The following is a 17,783-nucleotide window of genomic DNA, read 5'->3' as shown; positions in this document are numbered from 1 at the left end:
GCGATGGAGTCATGGCGTACGAGGTCCAGAAGACGGACGAGCAGTGGCAGGCGGAGCTGACCCCGTCCGAGTACCAGGTGCTGCGCCTCGCCGGCACCGAGCCCGCCTTCCGCGGTGAGTACACCGACACCAAGACGGAGGGCGTGTACTCCTGCCGCGGCTGCGGCGCCGAGCTGTTCCGCTCCTCGGAGAAGTTCGAGTCGCACTGCGGCTGGCCGTCCTTCTTCGACCCGAAGGACACCGACGCGGTGGAGCTGCGGGCCGACGTCTCGCACGGCATGGTCCGCACCGAGGTCCTCTGCGCGAAGTGCGGCTCCCACCTCGGACACGTCTTCGAGGGCGAGGGCTACCCGACCCCCACCGACCAGCGGTACTGCATCAACAGCATCTCCCTGCGGCTCACGCCGACCGAGGGCTGAGGTAGTCCTCCAGGGTCCGCCGCGGGGTCCAGCCCTGCGCGCGGGCCCTGGCCAGGTCCAGGACCACCGGGTGCGCCAGCTGGTCCACCGCGTAACGGCTCAGGGCCGGTTCGGTGCCGGTCAGACGGGCCACCGACTCCGCCGTGCGGGCCGCCGCCCCCGCCAGCCCCAGGGGCAGGTGGCGGATCCGCGCCCGGACCTCGTGGGCCTGCAGGACCGCCGTGACCGCCGCGTCCCGGCCGTACGGGGCCGCGTCCGCCACGTTGTACGCGCCCGGCGTCCAGCCCGGCGCCGCCAGGCAGGCGTCCGCCAGGTTCTCCACCGCCGTCAGGCTCAGCTCCACGTCCGGGCCCGGCAGCAGCAGGGTGCCGGCGCGCACCCGCGACAGCAGGCGGGGCAGGAGCTGGGTGTCGCCCGGGCCGTAGACCGCCCTCGGACGCAGCACCACCGCGCCCGCCGCCAGGGCCAGCGCCTCGCCCGCAGCCTTCGTACGGCCGTAGGCGTTGAGGTGGTTGGCGCGCGGGTGGTCCTCCGTGACGCGGCCGCGGCCGCGGCGCGGGTCGTAGACGCTCGCGCTGCTCACCCACACCACCGGCCGCCCGGCAGCCGCATGCAGCAGCCGCGCGGTGCCGTCCACGTTGACCGCGCGCATCGCCGCCTCCGCCCGGGAGCCCGGAGCCGGATCGCCGACCGCAGCCGCGCAGTGGACGACGAGGTCCACCCCCGACAGGTCCGGCCCGGCCGACGCCGCGTCCCAGAACCGGTGCTCGCCCAGCGGGCCCGGCCCGCGGCCCAGACAGACGACGGAGTGCCCGGCCGCCGCCGCCGCGCGGGCCACGTGCCCGCCGCAGAAGCCGCTCGCGCCGGTGACCGCGATCCTCACGAGCCCGCCCTGGGTCGTGTCTTTCGGATCAGGCCGGGCCCGCGGCGTCTGGTGCCGCGCCTCGCCGCGTTCTCGTCGGTCGCCAACGCTCCGCGTTGACTCCCTCCTCGGCCTTGCGATCCACGGCACCAGACGCCGCGGGCTGATCCGGCCTGATCCAAAAGACACGACCTGAGCGTCAGCACGCGCCAGCCCGGCAGGGCCGCGCGGCGGTCCACCCGGGAGCGCACCACCACCGGGCGGTACCCGGCCAGCGCCGCCAGCACGTCCTCCAGCAGTACGGTCGCCAGCCGCGCCCCCGGGCACACGTGCGGCCCCGCCCCGAACACCAGCCGGCCCACCCCCGCCCCCGCCGGGTCCCGCCCGTCCGGGTCGCGCCGGTGCGCCCCCGCCGCGTGCCGGGCCACCAGCAGCAGCCGGTCACCGCCCCGCACCGGGCAGCCCCCCACCGACCCCGCCCCCGCCGCGACCCGGGGCAGCACCGGCGAGGCCGCCGTGACCCGCAGCAGCTCCTCCGCCAGCCGGGGCCGCAGCCCCGGGTCCGCGGCCTGCCCCCACAGCCCGGCGTCCGCGCACCAGGCGACCGCCCGGGGCACCGCCGCCACGGTGGTGTTCACCGCGGCCACCGCCACCATCGCGTCCAGGGCGTCCCCGCCGCCCAGCACCCCCCGCAGGCGCTCCGCCGCCCGGGCCGCCGCTGCCGCCGCCCCGGGCCTCGGCGGGCCCGGCAGGTGGCCGCGTACCGAGGCCGACGCGGCCTCCGCGGCCGCCTCCGCGAGCGCCCGCGGCTCGGCCGCGCAGCCCAGCAGGGCCCCCGCCACCGACCCGGCCAGCTCCCGCGCCAGCACCACCACGTCCACCTCCGCACCCCGGCCCAGCGGCGCGGTCCCCCGTACCAGCAGCGGCCGCCACAGTGCGCGCAGCTCCTCCACCCCGGCCGCGCCGAGCCCCTCCGCGAGCGAGCGCCGGCCCGCCCGGTGCCCGCCGCCCTCCTGGTCGAACAGCACTCCGCCGGCCCCGCGCAGCGCCTCCCGCGCGGCACCGCCCGTGGTCCCGGCCGCCGTCCGGTCCAGCGGGATCCGGGTCAGCGCCTCCCGGTAGGCGCCGGCGTCGTGCACCAGCACGGTGCCCCCGATCCGGCGCGCGGCCCGCCCGCGCGTGGCGGCGAGCAGCCCGAACAGCAGTGGGTGGCTGCGCAGGTAGACCCGGCGGTCGCGCCGTCGGGCCCGGGCGTGGCTGGTCATCGGACGTGGACCTCTTTCGTGTCGGTGGGCCGGTAACGCCGGTCCCAGTACCAGAGCAGGGTGCGCCGGGCACCCCAGGAGCGCAGCCGCCGCAGGCTGTTCTGCACCACCAGGTGCTCGGCGCGCACCACGCGCGCGCTGTGCTCACGGGCCCGGTTGAGCAGGGTGACGTCCTCCGAGCCCTCCTCCAGCCGCTCGCGCGGCGCCCCGCCGCAGCGCACGTACAGCTCGGCGGTGATGCCGAGGTTGTGGCCGTGGCACAGCACGTACGGGGCGAGGTAGCGCGGGTCCCGGTGCGCGGACCGCAGGCGCCCGTACAGCGCCGACAGCCGCACCAGCGCGGGCAGCAGCCGGGCCTCGGCGAACGTCGGCCGTTCGTCGCGGCGCGGCACGCTCCGCCCGCACAGCACCTCCGCCCCCCGGCCGAACTCCGCCCGGGCGACCGCCGTCCAGTTCCGGGCGGGCAGGCAGTCCGCGTCCGTACGCAGCAGCAGGCGCGCCCCGCCGCGTACGGCGTGCCGGAAGCCGGTGTCGGCGGCGGTGCCCGCCCCCGGCTCGGGCTCGTGGACCAGCTCGACGGGGAAGGGGGCCGAGCGGGCGAACTCCCGTACGATCCGGGCCGTCCCGTCGGTGGAGGCGTTGTCGACGACCACCAGCCGGAAGCCGGTGTCCCGCTGCGCGGCCAGCGCCGCCAGGGTGCCCCCGATCGCCCCCGCCTCGTTGTAGGCGGGGACGATCACCCACAGGCTCACGCCCGCCTCCCCGGAGCGGCCGTCCCCGAGGCCGTCACCAGCCGGGCCGCCAGCGCCGACGCCGCCGCCCGGTCCGGTTTGCGCGAGCGCCCCGACAGCGGGATCCGCGCGAACAGCAGCGCGTCCGGCCGGGCCGTGCCCATCCGCCGCAGCGGCTCGGACAGCGCGGCCCGCAGCGCCGGTTCGGGGACACCCGGCTGCGGCTGGACCACCGCCACCAGCCGCTCGTCCCCGTCGCCCGCCGGAACCCCGACCAGCACGCCCAGCTCCACCCCCGGCACGTGCAGGCCCGGCTCGTACAGGCCCGGGTAGATGTTCTCCGCCCGGCGCAGCACCATGTCCTTGCAGCGGCCCTCCAGCACGATCCGGCCGGCCCCGTCCAGGCTCGCCCGGTCCCCGGTCGCCACCCACGGGTCCGGTGCCTCGCCCAGGTAGCGGTCCCGGGCCGCGGGCCCGGTCAGCAGCAGCTGGCCGGCCGCGTCCACGGCGGTCCGCACCCCGGGCAGCGGGGCGCCCACCAGGTCCCCGGCCCCCTCGAAGGCGGCCTTCTCCCGGGACTCCACCGCGGCCGCCGGGAACAGCTCCGTCAGCGCGTACACCCCCCACGCCTGGTCCGCGCCCGCCTCCCGGACCCGGCCCAGCAGGCCCGCGCTCGCCGGAGCCGAACCCGTCCACACCCGGCCACCGAACCGGGCCCCCGCCCCGAGCGCGTCCCGCAGCTGCGGCGGCGTCAGGTACGTGTCCCGCGGCCGCAGCCGCTCCAGCTGCCGGGCCAGCGTCGCGGGGGAGCGGGCCGGCAGCGCGACCGGCGCCCCGCGCGTCAGCGAGGGCACCAGCACGAAGAAGGTCCCGCCCAGCACGGGCCCGCCCGCGCCCCCTTCGAACAGCTCCGACACCGTCTCCATCCCGGCGGCCAGCCCCGCCCGGGTGTGCACCACCGCCCGGGGCCGCGAGGTGGTCCCGGAGGTGAACACGATCACGGCGTCGCCGTCGCCCTCGTACCCGGCCGGCACCCCCGCCCGGGGCGCCCCCCGCTCCAGCGCGGGCGCACACCCCGGCAGCCGCGGCCCCACCGTGGCCACCGGCCCCAGCGAAGCCAGCTCCGGCAGTTCCAGCGCCGCCCGCCGGGCCAGCGGCCGGGCCCACCCCGCCACCGCCTGCGCGGCGCCGTCCGCCAGCACCAGCGCGGGCCGCGCCAGTTCCAGCCGGGCCCGCAGCACCTCCGCCCCGGCCCCGGGGTCCAGCACCGCGCCGCGCAGCCCGAGCCGCCACAGCGCGAGCAGCACCGCCAGGGCGCGCGGCCCGGGCCGCACGGCGACCCCGACGGTGTCCCCGGCGCGCAGCCCGCGCGCGTGCAGCGCGGCGGCGAAGTCGTCGGCCAGTCCGGCGAGTTCGCCCCGGGTGGCACGCACCCGGGTACCGCCCGAACGGGTCGCGGAGAGTACGGCGGGCTGCTCGGGCCGGGCCCGCAGCGCCCTGTCGAGTCGGTCCAGCATCAGCGGGGGTCGTCCGTTCCGTGCGTGCCGCTGCCCTGGTCCAGGTACCAGCGGGCGGTTCCGGCGAGTCCGTACGCGCGCAGCCGGCGCGTGGAGTTCTCCACGACCATGCCCCGGCAGCGGGAGATCCGGTCGGTGTGGCGGCGTACCGCGTTCAGGAAGAGCCGGTCCGTCGGCGAGGGGCGCCGGGGCATCCCGCCCACGGCCAGGTACAGCTCGGCGGTGATCGCCATGTTGTTCCCCGCGTGCATCCGGTACGGAGCCCGGAAGCCGTGGCGCCGGGAGTGCTCCGGCCGCAGCCTCCCGAACAGCGCGGCCACCGCGACCAGCCCCGCGAAGCCGGCCCGCCCCAGCGGCCCGTGCTCGTCGCGCCGGGCCGTGACCCGCCCGCACACCAGCCCCGGCCGCTCCCGCAGCGCGGCCCGCGCCGCACCCGTCCAGCCGGGCCGGGGCAGGCAGTCCGCGTCCGTCCGCGCCAGCAGGGTCGCGCCGCGCGCGATCGCGTACCGGAACCCGGTGTCCACCGCCGAACCGACCCCCTTCTCCGGTTCCTCGATCACCTCCACCGGGAACGGCGCCCGCGCCGCGAACTCACGCGCGACACCGCCCGTGCCGTCCGCCGAGGCGTTGTCGACGACCAGCAGCGTGAAGTCCCGGTCCCGCTGCGCGGCCAGTGCCCGCAGGGTGCCGGCGAGCCGCGCCTCCTCCTCGTGCGCGGGCACCACCACCCACATCCGCGTGCTCAAGACTTCTCCCAGACCATCGTCATGATGCTGATCCCGCCGCCCAGCCCCACGAACAGCACCCGCTCCCCGGCCGCCAGCTCCGGGAAGACCCGCTCCAGCTGCACCCCGATGCTCGCGCTCGCGACGTTCCCCAGCTCGGGCACCGTCACCACCAGCTTCTCCGCCGGCACCCCGGTCAGCTCCGCGAACCGCTCCAGGTACGGCACCGTCACCTGGTGCACCAGCACCTTCGCGAAACCGTCCCAGTCCATGCCCGTGCGGTGCAGCGTCCGGTCGATGACCGCCGTCCCCACCTTCTCGAAGACCCCGCGCAGCTCGTGCCCGTCCCCCTGGAAGTACGTGTACGCGTCCCCGCGCGGGTGCCGCGAACCGCCGCCCGGGATGCCCCCGACCTTCCAGTGCTCCGAATGCGTCTCGCTGTCCACGTCCAGGATCCCGCCGCGCTCCACCTCCTCCAGCAGGACGGCCGCGCCCGCGTCGCCGAAGGTGTAGCCGGCGAAACCGCTGCGGAACTCCGCGAAGTCCGCCGGGTCCCTGCGCACCGCCCGGCTCGGGGTCTCCCCGGTGACGACGAGTGCCCGCCGGGCCCGGCCCGCCAGGACCATGCCGCGAGCGAGGTCGATCCCGTTGACGAAGCTGTTGCAGGCGTTGGTCACGTCCACCGCGTGGGCCCTGGAGCCCAGTTCGGCCTGCACGATGTGCGCGGTCGCCGGCTCCACGAGGTCCCGCGAGGCCGAGGCGAAGACCAGCAGGTCCACGTCCATCGGGGTGAGCCCGGCCGAGTCCAGTACCCGGCGCGCCGCGCCCACCGCGAGCGTCGAGGCGTACACCCCCGGAGCGGCGACCCGGCGCGAGACGATCCCGGTGGCCTGTGTCAGGAGCCGCGCGGGCAGCGCCAGGCCGCTGCGCCGGGCCACCTCCCGCTGGAGCTCGTCGGAGGACAGGACGTCCTCGGGCAGCAGGCTGCCGACGGCGGTGATGCCGACGCGCGGCCGCGGAACACGAGGCGGAACACAGGACTGTATGTGCATGCCTCCACGATGGCGATCCGGCCGCGCCCCGGCCTGAGTACGGATGCTCAGTTCCCTTGTGGGGACGCTGAGTAGGCCCCCCGTCCACCCACCCGGAGAACGCCCTGTCGAACCCCGGGACACCGCGCACGGCTTTCCGTATCGTGGTCCGACCGGCCACACCCACGGGGGAGGGATTATGGCGGACGACGGCAGAGCCTTACCCGGGCTCGTCACCTACGGGGACGACGCCACCAACCGGCTGCTGAGCGCGGCCGCGCACCTGGACGAGGAATTCGCGCACAGGACGGCGGCCGACCTGACCGGGGACCGGCTGGAGGCGCTCGGGCCCGCACTGGGCCTGGATTTGGTGGCCGTGGCCCGGCACGCCCGCGCCGCGACCCGCCGCACCGGCCTGCGTGACGCACTGCTGACGGGCCTCCTCGCGATGCTGGCGGGCGGCGTCGTGCTCGGCGTCTACGCGGGCGCCGGCGACCGGCCCGATCTGCTGGTCGGCCTCTCCCGCCTCGCGCTCGCGGGCGGACTCCTCGGCGCCTGGCTCCTGGTGCTGGCCGCCGAACACCGGGCGCGGACCATGGCCCTGCGGGTGATCGGGACCAAGGGGTACCCCGGCGGGCTGGTCCCGCCGCTCGCCCCGGCGGTCGAGGCCGCGCTGCGCGAGCAGGAGCGGGCCAACGCCGTTCCGTACCACCAGGAGACGGGGCACGACACCCCGTTCGTCGGCAGCGGCCGGGCCTTCCTGGAGCGGGTCTGGCAGCCCATGGACGTCAGCACGCCCGCCGCGGGCCCCGCGGGCGGGCCGGCGCCGGAGATCGTCCCCTTCGACGTGGTCGAGCTGCACGAGTTCGTCGCCGAGCAGATGGGCACCATCGCCGGCCTGGAGGGGCTGCGCACCCAGGACCGGCTGTACGTGCTCGGCACCCGGGTCGGCTACGCGGGCCCGGAGCTGCTGCCCGACCGGCTGCGGGCGCCGAGCCCCGTCGTCCCGCAGGAGCTGGTGCGGGCGGCCCTGACCCGGCCCGGCGCGGGCATGCGCACGTACCTGTGCATGGAACGCGCCGGTGAGGGAGGCCGGGTCATCGTCTCCATGCACCTGAGGGCCCGGCTCCAGCACCCGAGTCTCACCTGGGAGCTGGCCGCCTACGTCATCCCGCCCCTGCGGGAGGAGTTCGAGGAGGTGCGCACGCTCCGGCTGGACCCCTTCGGCCGCTGGTCCACACTGTTCGCCTTCGCCACCGGCCGCTTCCTCCCCCTCCTGTTCAAGGCCCCGGCCCGGCTGCTGCGCAGGGGCTGGGAGCGGGGCCGGCGCTGGGGCCGGCTGCGGTACTGGCGCTGGGTCATCGGCAGGCGGCACACCGAGTTCGACTACGGGGCGACCGGCGGGATCCGCGAACGGGCCGGCGACTGGGAGCGGATGGGGTTCACCGAACAGACGGACGCGGTGGACTTCTTCCAGCGCCTCCAGCAGGGCGTGCTCACCGCGACCGAGCGGTTCCTCAAGGCCCACAACGTCGACACGAGCTCCTTCGAGGAAGCCCGGCAGGTCATCAACCACCACAACTACACCTTCCAGGGCCCCGTCAACGGGCCGGGCAACTTCGGGGCGGGCGGCTCGGTGAACATCTCCGCCGCCGGCCCGCTGACGGGCCCGGCCAAGCCCGGACCGCCCCCGGCCGGCGGCGGCCCCGGGCCCTCCCCGGCACCCGCCAAGACCTGAACCCGGCCCGTACCCGCCCCCACCGCACCGGAAGAGGAGCCGCCCATGGGCACGTACAACTTCCACGGGAACGTCAACGGCCCGGGGAACTACGGGGACGACGGCGTGATCAACATCGGGTCCGAGGACGACGCCGCCCGGGTCCTGCGGCTGGCCGCCGAACTCGCCCGGTGGCTCACCGACCGGGACGCCGCCCCGGAGCGGATCGACGCGGCGCGGACCCTGCGCGGCGAACTGGAAGAGGCCGGCCGGGACCGGCGCGCCCCTGAACCGGGGCTGGTCCGGCGCAGCCTGGAGACCATCACCCTCGGCCTGGGCGCCGGCAGCGTCGGCCTGGCCCTCGCCCAGCAGATCAGCGCCCTGCTCGGGGGATGAGAGCCCGCAGCGCGCCGCGCAGCCGGGCCAGGGGGGACGGGCGCCGCCAGCTGTGGAACTCCCGTGCCAGGTGGCCGTCCCGGCGGGCCAGCTCCCGCCCGGCAGCGGCCAGGTGGGCGGCCGGCAGCTCCGGCAGCAGCGGGCGCAGCACCCCTTCCAGAAGCTCCGTACGGGTCTCCTGCCACAGCGGTCCTGCCTGCGGTCGCGCCGACCAGGCGGCGTAGCAGGAGGCGAGGTGGCCCGGGTCGTTCCGCAGCAGCTCCGCCACCGGGGCGGAGCGGGCCGCCTGCCGGTACGCGGCCAGCAGTTCGGGGTCCTCGCTGCCCGCCAGGGCCCGCAGCCCCGACTCCTCGGGCCCGTCCTGCGCGAGCAGCCGCCCGGCCACCGCCGCGTACGCGGCCTCCCGCGCGCCCGGCTCCGGGGACAGGGACCCCAGCTCCAGGGCCCGGCGCAGCCCGTCCCCGGCCGGCCCGCCCGCGCGCAGGTCCCGGACCAGTTCCCACAGCAGCAGCGCGGGACGCGTCCCGTCCGGCAGTTCCGCCCCGAAGTGCCGCAGCAGCTCCGGCGCGAGGTCCGCCGCCGCCCCGTCCCCGGCGGGGGCCGTTGCGGCGGCCCGGGCGAGCAGCTCCCAGGTCCCGGCGTCCCGGTGCACGGCGGCGCCCGTCGTCGCCAGCAGCAGCCCGGCCTCGGCCGCCTCCGGCGGGTCCCCGGCCCAGACCAGCCGCATCGCGGTGCGCAGCACGAGCGGCTCGGCGTACAGCGAGACCCCGGCCTCCCGCAGCAGGGCGTCCAGCGCGACGACCCGGTCCGCGTGCGCGTCCGTGTCCGCGGCCGCCGCCGCCCGGGCGCACATCCGCAGGTGCGGCAGCGCCTCCGCCGCGCCCAGCCGCAGCCCGGTCCGCTCGAACAGCCGGGCCCCGGCGGGCGGATCGCCCGCGGCGAGCGCGTCCAGCCGGTCGAGCACGAGGGCCCGCAGCACGGGCAGCTCCGCCAGCGAGTCCCGCTCCCGCTGCCCGTACGCCCGGTCCGGGTCGGTGATCAGCGCGTGCGCCAGCCGCCGCGCCACGTCGGGGAGGGGCTCCCCGCCCGCCGGCACGGGCGTCGGGGAGTCCCCGGCCGCGCCGTCCCACCCGGCGGCCGCCTCCCGGGCCGCGGGCTCCAGCGGGATCCCGGCGGCCAGCGCCAGCGAGGCCAGCGGGCCCGCCGCGTACGGCTCCGCGGGCAGCCGCCTGACCTGCGCGAACAGCTCCGGCCGCGCCGCCAGCCACACCGCCGCGGCCGTCCGCGCCCACAGGTCCCCGCACTCCCCGGGAGCGTCCGCCGCCGCGGCCCCGTACACCCGCCACGGCCCCGGCTCCGACGGCTCGTCGCCGGGCAGCACACCGACCAGCCGCTGCGGGGCGAGCAGCGGCCGCCGGGCGTACGTGGTGAAGGTCAGCCGCTGTCCCCGCTCGTGCGGCAGCACCCCGCAGGCCAGCATCACCCAGCGGGCCACGGCCGCGCTGTCCTCCTCCACCAGCAGGACGCGCGGGGCGTCCGGGTCCTCCGCGGCCCGCCGCACGTCGGCGAAGAACCCCGCCAGCCACGGCCCCCGGGCGGCGACGAAGGCGGCCAGCGCCGCCCGGTCGTGCCGCCCCGGCGCGGGTATCCGCTCCAGCGGCGGGGGCGGCCCGCCCGCCGGCGTCCGCTCCTCCCACTGCGCGGAGCCCCAGGCGGTGACCGGCAGTGGCCGCGCGGGGCCCGCCCCCGCGGGCTCGGGCAGGTGCACGGCGTGCGCGTGGAAGCCGTCCCCGGACCCGGGGCCGCCGCCGTCCCCGTACCCCGAGTCGAAGTCGAAGCCCGCACCGGTGTGCACCGCGCGGGACAGCAGCCGGCTCCCGTCGGACAGCAAGCTCAGCGAAAGCGCCTCGGGGAACCCGGCGGACGGCGCCCGGCACGGCGGCTCGTACCGCAGGAGCGGCTCCGCCTCGCGCAGCAGCTCCCCGCCCACCCCCGGGGTGACGGAGGTGAAGCCGGAGCCGTCGGGGCCGCCCGCGTAGTGCAGCTGGGGGAGGTTCACGCCCGGCCCCCCGCCCGGCGGAGGCCGGCACCGACCCGGACCGACGTGACGTCAGGGTCTGTTGTGCGGGCCGTGGTTGCCCGTACCGTACCGGCAGCGGAGCGCACGCCACGCCCCCTCACGTCCCCCGCCATCCGTCTGCGCCCCCCGTTGCAGTGTGTGGAGGCCATTCCAGCAGATATCGGGGCCGTCCGGGAGTTCCGTCCGCGGGGGCTTCCGTTCGCCCGCTGTACGGCCCGACGTCAGACGGGGATCTCCGGCCGGTACCCCGGGACCGCTGTCCTTGGGACGCCCCTCGATCCCCCCTCACCCCCTAGAGGTCGTCACCCATGGCTGAACTCGACCGGCGCAGGTTCCTGCAGATCGCCGGCGGCACCGCCGCCATCACGATGCTGGGCGACAGCATCGCGCGGGCTGCCGCCATCTCGGCGCAGGGCACCACCGGCACGATCCAGGACGTCGAGCACATCGTCGTCCTCATGCAGGAGAATCGTTCCTTCGACCACTACTTCGGTTCGATGAAGGGCGTCCGGGGCTTCGGCGACCCGCGGCCGGTCATCCAGGACAACGGCAAGTCGGTCTTCCACCAGTCGAACGGCACGAAGGACATCCTGCCCTTCCACCCGCAGGTGGCGGACCTCGGCATGCAGTTCCTCACCGGCCTGGACCACGACTGGGCCGGCGGCCACCAGGCCTACAACAACGGCAAGTACGACAAGTGGGTCCCGGCCAAGACGGCCACCACCATGTCGTACATGACGCGGAACGACATCCCGTTCCACTACGCCCTCGCCGACGCCTTCACGGTCTGCGACGCCTACCACTGCTCCTTCATCGGCGCCACCGACCCCAACCGCTACTACCTGTGGACGGGCTACACGGGCAACGACGGCACGGGCGGCGGCCCGGTCCTCGGCAACCAGGAGGCCGGCTACGGCTGGAAGACCTACCCCGAGCGCCTGGAGGCCGCCGGGGTCTCCTGGAAGGTCTACCAGGACATCGGCGACGGCCTGGACGCGGCCGGCCACTGGGGCTGGATCAACGACGCCTTCCGCGGCAACTACGGCGACAACTCGCTGCTGTACTTCAACGCCTACCGCAACGCCCAGCCCGGCAGCCCCCTGTACGAGAAGGCCCGTACGGGCACGAACGCCAAGGCGGGCGACGGCTACTTCGACCGGCTGCGCGCCGACGTGGTGAACGGCACCCTGCCGCAGGTCTCCTGGATCGCCGCCCCCGAGGCCTTCAGCGAGCACTCCAACTGGCCGGCCAACTTCGGCGCCTGGTACATCTCGCAGGTGCTGGACGCCCTGACGGCGAACCCGGCCGTGTGGGCGAAGACCGCCCTGTTCATCACCTACGACGAGAACGACGGGTTCTTCGACCACGTCGTCCCGCCGTACCCGCCGGCCTCCTCGGCGTGGGGCCTGTCCACGGCGAGCGTCACCGGCGACCTGTACACCGGGGGCGTCTCCGGCTACGCGGCCGGACCCTACGGGCTCGGCCCCCGCGTGCCGATGATCGTGGTCTCGCCGTGGAGCAAGGGCGGCTACGTCTGCTCCGAGACCTTCGACCACACCTCGGTGATCCGCTTCATGGAGAAGCGATTCGGGGTGCAGGAGCCCAACATCTCGCCGTGGCGCCGGGCCGTCTGCGGCGACCTGACCTCGGCGTTCGACTTCACCCTGACCGACGCCGCGCCCGCCGCGCTGCCCTCCACGGCCGGGTACGTCCCGCCGGACAAGAACCGCCACCCGTCCTACACCCCGGCCGTGCCGGCCACGGGCACCCTGCCCCGCCAGGAGGCGGGCGCCAAGCCGGCCCGCGCGCTCGGCTACAGCCCCTACGTGGACGGCTCCCGCACCGTCTCCACGGGCAAGTTCACGCTCACCTTCGCCTCCGGCCCGAAGCTCGGCGCCCACTTCCACAGCACCTCGGGCAACCGTACGGACGGCCCCTGGCCCTACACGGTCGAGGCGGGCAAGACCCTCTCGGACACCTGGAGCACCAGCAGCTCCACCGGCAACAAGATCGACCTCACGGTCTGGGGCCCCAACGGCTTCCTGCGCACCTGGAGGGGACCGGCGAAGAAGGCCGGCCCCGAGGTCACGGCCCGCCACGTGGACGCCACCGGCAACCTGGCCCTGACCCTGGTCAACGGGGGCACCGCCGCGGTGAACCTCACGGTGACCAACGCCTACGGCGGCGCCGCCCAGACCTTCAAGGTCAACCCGGGCGCCACGGTCTCCCACACCGTCGACCTGCGCGCCTCGGGCCGCTGGTACGACGTCTCCGTGGTCTCGGACGCCGACGCGACCTTCCTGCGCCGCTTCGCGGGGCACGTGGAGACGGGCGCCCCGAGCGTCTCCGACCCGGCGCTCAAGACCGTCTGATCCGGTCGTCCGGTGTGCGCAGCAGCCGCCGTTCCAGGACCGCCAGATCCCCGGGGCGGTGGCTGCGGGCGTGCCGGAGCAGCAGGTCACGGGCGGTGTCGGGGACGCGGCGGCGCTTGGGGTGGCGGGTGGTGAACTCCTCGCTCGCGAAGAACCGCACCGCTCCCTCCAGCCCCGCCCGGTCCGTCTCCCGCACCGCCCAGGCGAGTTCCCCGGTGCCCACCCCGGCCAGCAGCCGCCGGGGTCCCCGCTCGGCGAGCAGCCACGCCGCGTCGCGGGGCTCCGCGCGAGGGGCGCCCAGCCAGCCGAAGACCACCGCGTACGGCACCCCGCGGGGCGGGGCCGGCTCCTCTTCGCCCCGGGCCAGGGCCTCGGCGTACTCCCGCAGCCCCTCGGGGGCGGCCGCTGCCCAGCGGGCCCGGTGCCGGGCCGGGATCCCCTCGGGGGAGAGCGGGTCGAGCAGCCGGTTCGACTCGGGGGTGGGGTGCGCGGTCCCGTCGTCGTCCCCGCACGAGCAGAAGACGACGCCCTTGGCGGCCGCGGCGGCGGCACGCTGCCGGCCGATCCGCCGGACGGCCCGGACCTCGCGGATCTCGGCGGGGTCGCTGACCTCGTAGCCCGTGGGGTGGTGCGGGTGGCGGGCCCCGTCGGCCCGTGAGAAGTCCCCCATGACCAGCGGCTGGCGGGGCGGTTTCGTCGGCACGGTGTGATCGTAGGCCGGATGGGCAGGACGTACGGCGTCGGTTTCCGCCACCCCCGTCACCGAGGGAGAACGCATGGCCATCGCCCATCGCCTGATCGGCACCGGACCCGTCCGCGTCATCGTGCTGCACGACTGGTTCGGGACCTCCGCCAACTGGGGCTCCGTGCTCGACTACCTGGACCCGCAGGGCTTCTCGTACGCCTTCCTCGACTACCGGGGCTACGGCGAGCGCCGGGACGTCCCCGGCCGCTACAGCCTCCCCGAGATCGCCGACGACGTCCTCGCGCTCGCCGACCAGCTGGGCTGGGACACCTTCTCCCTGCTCGGGCACTCCATGGGCGGCAAGGCCGCCCAGCAGGTACTGGCCCGCGCCCCCGAGCGCGTCGAGAAGCTGATCGGGCTCACGCCCGTCCCCGCCGGTCCCTACCCGATGGACGACGCGACCCACGCCCTCTTCTACGGGGCCGCCGACGACCCCGGCAAGCGGCGGACGATCCTCGACCTGGTCACCGGGAACCGGGCGAGCCGCCACTGGCTGGAGCGCATGGTCGGCCACTCCCTCGACGTCTCCCGCCCCGAGGCCTTCGCCGGCTACCTCGCCGACTGGCAGCCCCGCGACCTGTTCTCCGCGGTCAAGGGCAGCACCCTGCCGGTGCTCGTCCTGGTCGGCGCGTACGACCTCGCCCTGACGGCCGAGGTGATGCGGGCCACCTGGCAGGCCGCGTACCCGAACTGCAGAGTCGTCACGGTCCCCGGCGCCGGCCACTACCCGCCCCACGAGACCCCGGTGGCCTTCGTCACAGAGGTGGAGGCCTTCCTGCGCGGCTGACCCGACGCGACCCGACCCGGATCCGGAAAAGCCCGTAGGGGGTACGAGGCGAACCTCGTACCCCCTACGGGACCGGAAGGGTGAGTGACGGGACTTGAACCCGCGGCCACCTGGACCACAACCAGGTGCTCTACCAGCTGAGCTACACCCACCACGAAGGGCGGCGGACCGCCCGTTCGTTGTGCATGCACAGCATAGCCGATCCGGGGGGTGGTCCCGCGACGGGTTATCCGGCGGTCCGGCCACCGCCCGGACGCGTCCCCTCCGCGCGGCGCGCGGCGCGGGCGACCGCCGCGGCGGCCAGCGCCCGGATCACCGGGTGCGGCCGCGACCCGTCCCCCGCCAGCTCCGGCTGGAAGAGCGTGGCCAGGAAGAACGGGTGCCCCGGCAGCTCCGCCATCCGCACCGCGCCGTCCTCGTCGTGCCCCGACAGCCGCAGCCCGTGCGCGGCGAGCACCGGCAGGTGGCGGGGCGCGGGACCGTAGTGGCAGTGGTAGCGCTCCGTGGACCGGTCCGCCCCGAGCGCCGACTCGGCCAGCGAACCGGGCTGGGCCCGTACGAGCGCCTCGTGCCCGGCCAGCGAACAGGCCAGCGGGGCGATCAGCGGGTCCTCCGCCCGGGGGTCGTTCTCGGCGTGCGCGGCCCCCGCCAGCCCGCACACGTGGCGGGCGTACTCCAGCAGCGCGTGCTGGAAGCCGCCGCACGTCCCGAGGAAGGGGACGCCCTCCTCCCGGGCCACCCGGATCGCCGCCAGCGCCCCCGCCTCGCTCGCGTACGGGCTGCCCGGCAGCACCCACACGGCGTCGAACCCGGCCAGGGTCCCCGCCGCGGCCTCCGCCTCCGCTCCCGCGGTCGGGATCCAGCAGGCGTCCAGCACCAGCCCCTCGCGCGAGGCCAGCGCGTCGAGGAGGAGCGGGATCCGGGCGTGGGACTCCACGTGCGGGGAGCGGTCGCCGACGAGGGCGATCCGGGCGACGGTCATCGGAGCGGCGGACGCGCCGTAGGGCGCCTGTGCGGTGGTCATGCGGATCATCCTGCGACCCGGTCCCGCTTCAGCGCCAACGATTGTTCCCGGACGGTCGATAAGCAGTGCTGATGGACGGCGATGGGATCCTGCGGCCATGGACCCGCACCTCCTGCGCACCTTCACCGCCGTCGCGCGCCTCGCCTCCTTCTCCGCCGCCGCACGGGAACTCGGCTACACCCAGTCCGCCGTCTCCCAGCACATCGCCGCCCTGGAAGCCGACCTGGGCACCGGACTGCTCACCCGGCGGCCCGTCGCCCCCACCCCGGCCGGCGCCCGCCTGCTGGAGCACGCCCGGCCGCTGCTGCTGCGGCTCGACGCCGCCCGCGCCGACGTACTGCGCCTCGCCGCCGCCCCGCCCGGCCGGATCACCCTCGCCGTCTCGCCCCTCGCCGCCGCGCACCCCCGGCTGCTCGCCGCCCTGCCCGCCACCGGCGTCACCCTGCGCGTCCTGCCCCCGGCCCGGGTCCCGGCCGCCGTCGCCGCCGGGGACTGCGACCTCGGGCTCGTCGACGGGCTCGCCGCCCCCAGCGACCCGCTGCGGCTGCCCGACGTGGCCCCGCTGCGGGTCACCGGCGTCGGCGAGGAGGAGCTCGCCGTCCTGTTCCCCGCCCGGCACCCCTTCGCCGCACGGGACTCCGTCCGGCTCGACGACCTGGCCGCCGCGCGCTGGCTCGACGCCCCGGACGTGGGGCTGCCGCTCACCACCGGACGCCGCGCCCTGCACTACGACGGCACCGACGTGCACGCGCTGTGCGCCCTCGCCGCCGCCGGGCACGGCCTCGTACTGCTGCCCCGCCCGGTCGCCGAGACCGCCCGCGCCGGAGTGGCCGTACCGCTCGCCGCACCCCGCCTGGTGCACCGTACGGAGCTGCTCGCGCCCGCCGGTCCGTCCGGCGCGGCCGCTGCGCTCGCCGCACGCCTCACGGCAGGATCCCCGTATGACCACCACACCGACTCCTGACCCGGCGGCCCACGCCGAGCCCGAGGCCTTCACCGCCGCCGACTACGCCGCCCGGATGGCCGCCGCCGCACAGAGCGCCGCCGACGCCGGACTCGCCGGGCTGCTCATCGCACCCGGCCCCGACCTCGTCCACCTCACCGGCTACCGCCCGACCGCCGAGACCGAGCGGCTCACCCTGCTCGTCCTCGCCGCCGGCCAGGACCCCGTACTGGTCGTCCCCGCCCTGGAGGCCCCCGACGCGGCCAGGGCACCCGGCGCGGACGCCCTGACCCTGCGCGACTGGACCGACGGCAAGGACCCGTACCGGGTGGCCGCGCCGCTCCTCGACGTCAGCGGCCGCTTCGGCGTCAGCGACAACACCTGGGCGCTGCACCTGCTCGGTCTGCAAAGGGAGTTGCCCGCCACCGGCTACGTACCGCTCACCGAAGCCCTGCCCATGCTCCGTGCCGTCAAGGACGAACGGGAACTGGCCCGCCTCGCGGCCGCCGGAGCCGCCGCCGACGCCGCGTACGCGCAGATCCTGCACGTCCCCTTCGCCGGCCGCCGCGAGAGCGAGGTCGCCGCCGACCTGGCCGGGCTGCTGCGCGTACACGGCCACTCCCAGGTCGACTTCACCGTCGTCGGCTCCGGCCCCAACGGCGCCGACCCGCACCACGAGGCCGGCGAACGCGTGATCCGGCACGGCGACATGGTCGTCCTCGACTTCGGCGGCCTCAAGCACGGCTACGGCTCCGACATCTCCCGCACCGTCCACGTCGGCGAGCCCACCCCCGAGGAGCAGCGCGTCCACGACATCGTCCGCGAGGCCCAGCAGGCCGCCTTCGCGGCCGTCCGGCCCGGCGCGAGCTGCCAGGACGTGGACCGGGCGGCCCGCGCCGTGATCACCGAGTTCGGCTACGGCGAACGGTTCATCCACCGCACCGGCCACGGCATCGGCGTCACCACCCACGAGCCGCCGTACATGGTCGAGGGCGAGGAACAGCCCCTCGTCCCCGGCATGTGCTTCTCCGTGGAGCCGGGCGTCTACCTGCCCGGCCGGTTCGGCGTCCGGATCGAGGACATCGTCACGGTCACCGCGGACGGCGGCCGCCGCCTGAACAACGCCCCCCGCGAGATGGCCATCGTCGGCTAGGGCTTGTCGGCGCGGG

16 protein-coding genes and 1 tRNA gene are annotated in these 17,783 nt (G+C 76.3%); 7 read left to right on the top strand and 10 right to left on the bottom strand.

The annotated features are described in order from the left end of the window. The first annotated feature begins 11 nt into the window (after nt 1-11). On the top strand, nt 12-419 hold the full coding sequence (gene msrB, locus ACZ518_RS20990; RefSeq protein WP_469114504.1) for a peptide-methionine (R)-S-oxide reductase MsrB: 408 nt from the start codon (nt 12-14) through the stop codon (nt 417-419). Here msrB and ACZ518_RS20985 read toward each other — a convergent pair. Genes ACZ518_RS20985 through ACZ518_RS20960 form a run of 6 tightly spaced genes read right to left on the bottom strand, consistent with a single transcriptional unit; the run spans nt 400 to nt 6,571 of the window. Then, nucleotides 400-1,302, bottom strand: coding sequence for an NAD-dependent epimerase/dehydratase family protein (locus ACZ518_RS20985; protein WP_469114503.1), 903 nt, complete (start codon nt 1,300-1,302; stop codon nt 400-402). The two genes, msrB and ACZ518_RS20985, sit on opposite strands and share 20 nt — an antisense overlap. Further along, complete coding sequence (locus tag ACZ518_RS20980; RefSeq protein WP_469114502.1) at nt 1,299-2,546, bottom strand: cytochrome P450; 1,248 nt, start codon at nt 2,544-2,546, stop codon at nt 1,299-1,301. The genes ACZ518_RS20985 and ACZ518_RS20980 overlap by 4 nt, the downstream gene beginning before the upstream one ends. Further along, a complete protein-coding gene (locus ACZ518_RS20975) occupies nt 2,543-3,298 on the bottom strand; it encodes a glycosyltransferase family 2 protein (RefSeq protein ID WP_469114501.1) in 756 nt (251 codons plus the stop codon). Before ACZ518_RS20975 ends, ACZ518_RS20980 begins: the two co-directional genes overlap by 4 nt. Next, complete coding sequence (locus ACZ518_RS20970) at nt 3,295-4,794, bottom strand: class I adenylate-forming enzyme family protein (RefSeq protein WP_469114500.1); 1,500 nt, start codon at nt 4,792-4,794, stop codon at nt 3,295-3,297. Before ACZ518_RS20970 ends, ACZ518_RS20975 begins: the two co-directional genes overlap by 4 nt. After that, the gene (locus tag ACZ518_RS20965) at nt 4,794-5,540 is read right to left on the bottom strand and encodes a glycosyltransferase family 2 protein (protein ID WP_469114499.1); all 747 of its coding nucleotides are present in this window, start codon (nt 5,538-5,540) and stop codon (nt 4,794-4,796) included. Before ACZ518_RS20965 ends, ACZ518_RS20970 begins: the two co-directional genes overlap by 1 nt. Next, entirely contained in the window at nt 5,537-6,571 is a 1,035-nt protein-coding gene (locus ACZ518_RS20960) for a 3-oxoacyl-ACP synthase III family protein (protein ID WP_469114498.1), read from the bottom strand. Before ACZ518_RS20960 ends, ACZ518_RS20965 begins: the two co-directional genes overlap by 4 nt. A gap of 178 nt (nt 6,572-6,749) precedes the next feature. Between ACZ518_RS20960 and ACZ518_RS20955 the strand changes: the two genes are divergently transcribed. Together ACZ518_RS20955 and ACZ518_RS20950 are read left to right on the top strand one after the other, a co-directional pair. Continuing rightward, nucleotides 6,750-8,288, top strand: a complete 1,539-nt coding sequence (locus ACZ518_RS20955; protein WP_469114497.1) for a hypothetical protein — start codon at nt 6,750-6,752, stop codon at nt 8,286-8,288. Nucleotides 8,289-8,333: 45 nt separating this feature from the next. After that, complete coding sequence (locus ACZ518_RS20950) at nt 8,334-8,663, top strand: hypothetical protein (protein ID WP_469114496.1); 330 nt, start codon at nt 8,334-8,336, stop codon at nt 8,661-8,663. Here ACZ518_RS20950 and ACZ518_RS20945 read toward each other — a convergent pair. Beyond that, nucleotides 8,641-10,722, bottom strand: coding sequence for a GTPase-associated protein 1-related protein (locus ACZ518_RS20945; protein ID WP_469114495.1), 2,082 nt, complete (start codon nt 10,720-10,722; stop codon nt 8,641-8,643). The genes ACZ518_RS20950 and ACZ518_RS20945 overlap by 23 nt on opposite strands. Nucleotides 10,723-11,051: 329 nt before the next feature. On the opposite strand from ACZ518_RS20945, the gene ACZ518_RS20940 reads away from it, so the two are divergent. Further along, the gene (locus ACZ518_RS20940; protein ID WP_469114494.1) at nt 11,052-13,115 is read left to right on the top strand and encodes a phosphocholine-specific phospholipase C; all 2,064 of its coding nucleotides are present in this window, start codon (nt 11,052-11,054) and stop codon (nt 13,113-13,115) included. Here the strand turns inward: ACZ518_RS20940 and ACZ518_RS20935 are convergent. Further along, nucleotides 13,102-13,818: a hypothetical protein gene (locus ACZ518_RS20935; protein ID WP_469114493.1), complete on the bottom strand. Its 717-nt coding sequence runs from the start codon at nt 13,816-13,818 to the stop codon at nt 13,102-13,104. The two genes, ACZ518_RS20940 and ACZ518_RS20935, sit on opposite strands and share 14 nt — an antisense overlap. A 73-nt stretch (nt 13,819-13,891) precedes the next feature. Here ACZ518_RS20935 and ACZ518_RS20930 point away from each other — a divergent pair, with 73 nt between their 5' ends. Next, the gene (locus ACZ518_RS20930) at nt 13,892-14,647 is read left to right on the top strand and encodes an alpha/beta fold hydrolase (RefSeq protein WP_469114492.1); all 756 of its coding nucleotides are present in this window, start codon (nt 13,892-13,894) and stop codon (nt 14,645-14,647) included. A 79-nt stretch (nt 14,648-14,726) separates the two neighbouring features. Here ACZ518_RS20930 and ACZ518_RS20925 read toward each other — a convergent pair. Continuing rightward, nucleotides 14,727-14,799 (bottom strand) — tRNA-His (locus tag ACZ518_RS20925). A 74-nt stretch (nt 14,800-14,873) separates the two neighbouring features. Further along, on the bottom strand, nt 14,874-15,629 hold the full coding sequence (locus tag ACZ518_RS20920; protein ID WP_469114785.1) for a CTP synthase C-terminal region-related (seleno)protein: 756 nt from the start codon (nt 15,627-15,629) through the stop codon (nt 14,874-14,876). A 139-nt stretch (nt 15,630-15,768) separates the two neighbouring features. Here ACZ518_RS20920 and ACZ518_RS20915 point away from each other — a divergent pair, with 139 nt between their 5' ends. Beyond that, nucleotides 15,769-16,635, top strand: a complete 867-nt coding sequence (locus ACZ518_RS20915) for a LysR family transcriptional regulator (RefSeq protein ID WP_469114491.1) — start codon at nt 15,769-15,771, stop codon at nt 16,633-16,635. Then, the gene (locus ACZ518_RS20910) at nt 16,613-17,767 is read left to right on the top strand and encodes an aminopeptidase P family protein (RefSeq protein WP_469114490.1); all 1,155 of its coding nucleotides are present in this window, start codon (nt 16,613-16,615) and stop codon (nt 17,765-17,767) included. Before ACZ518_RS20915 ends, ACZ518_RS20910 begins: the two co-directional genes overlap by 23 nt. The last annotated feature ends 16 nt before the right edge of the window (nt 17,768-17,783 follow it).

Source organism: Streptomyces sp. NPDC033966 (assembly GCF_055575955.1).
Note: the sequence above shows the minus strand (reverse complement) of the source record. Positions and strands in the feature narration are given on the sequence as shown.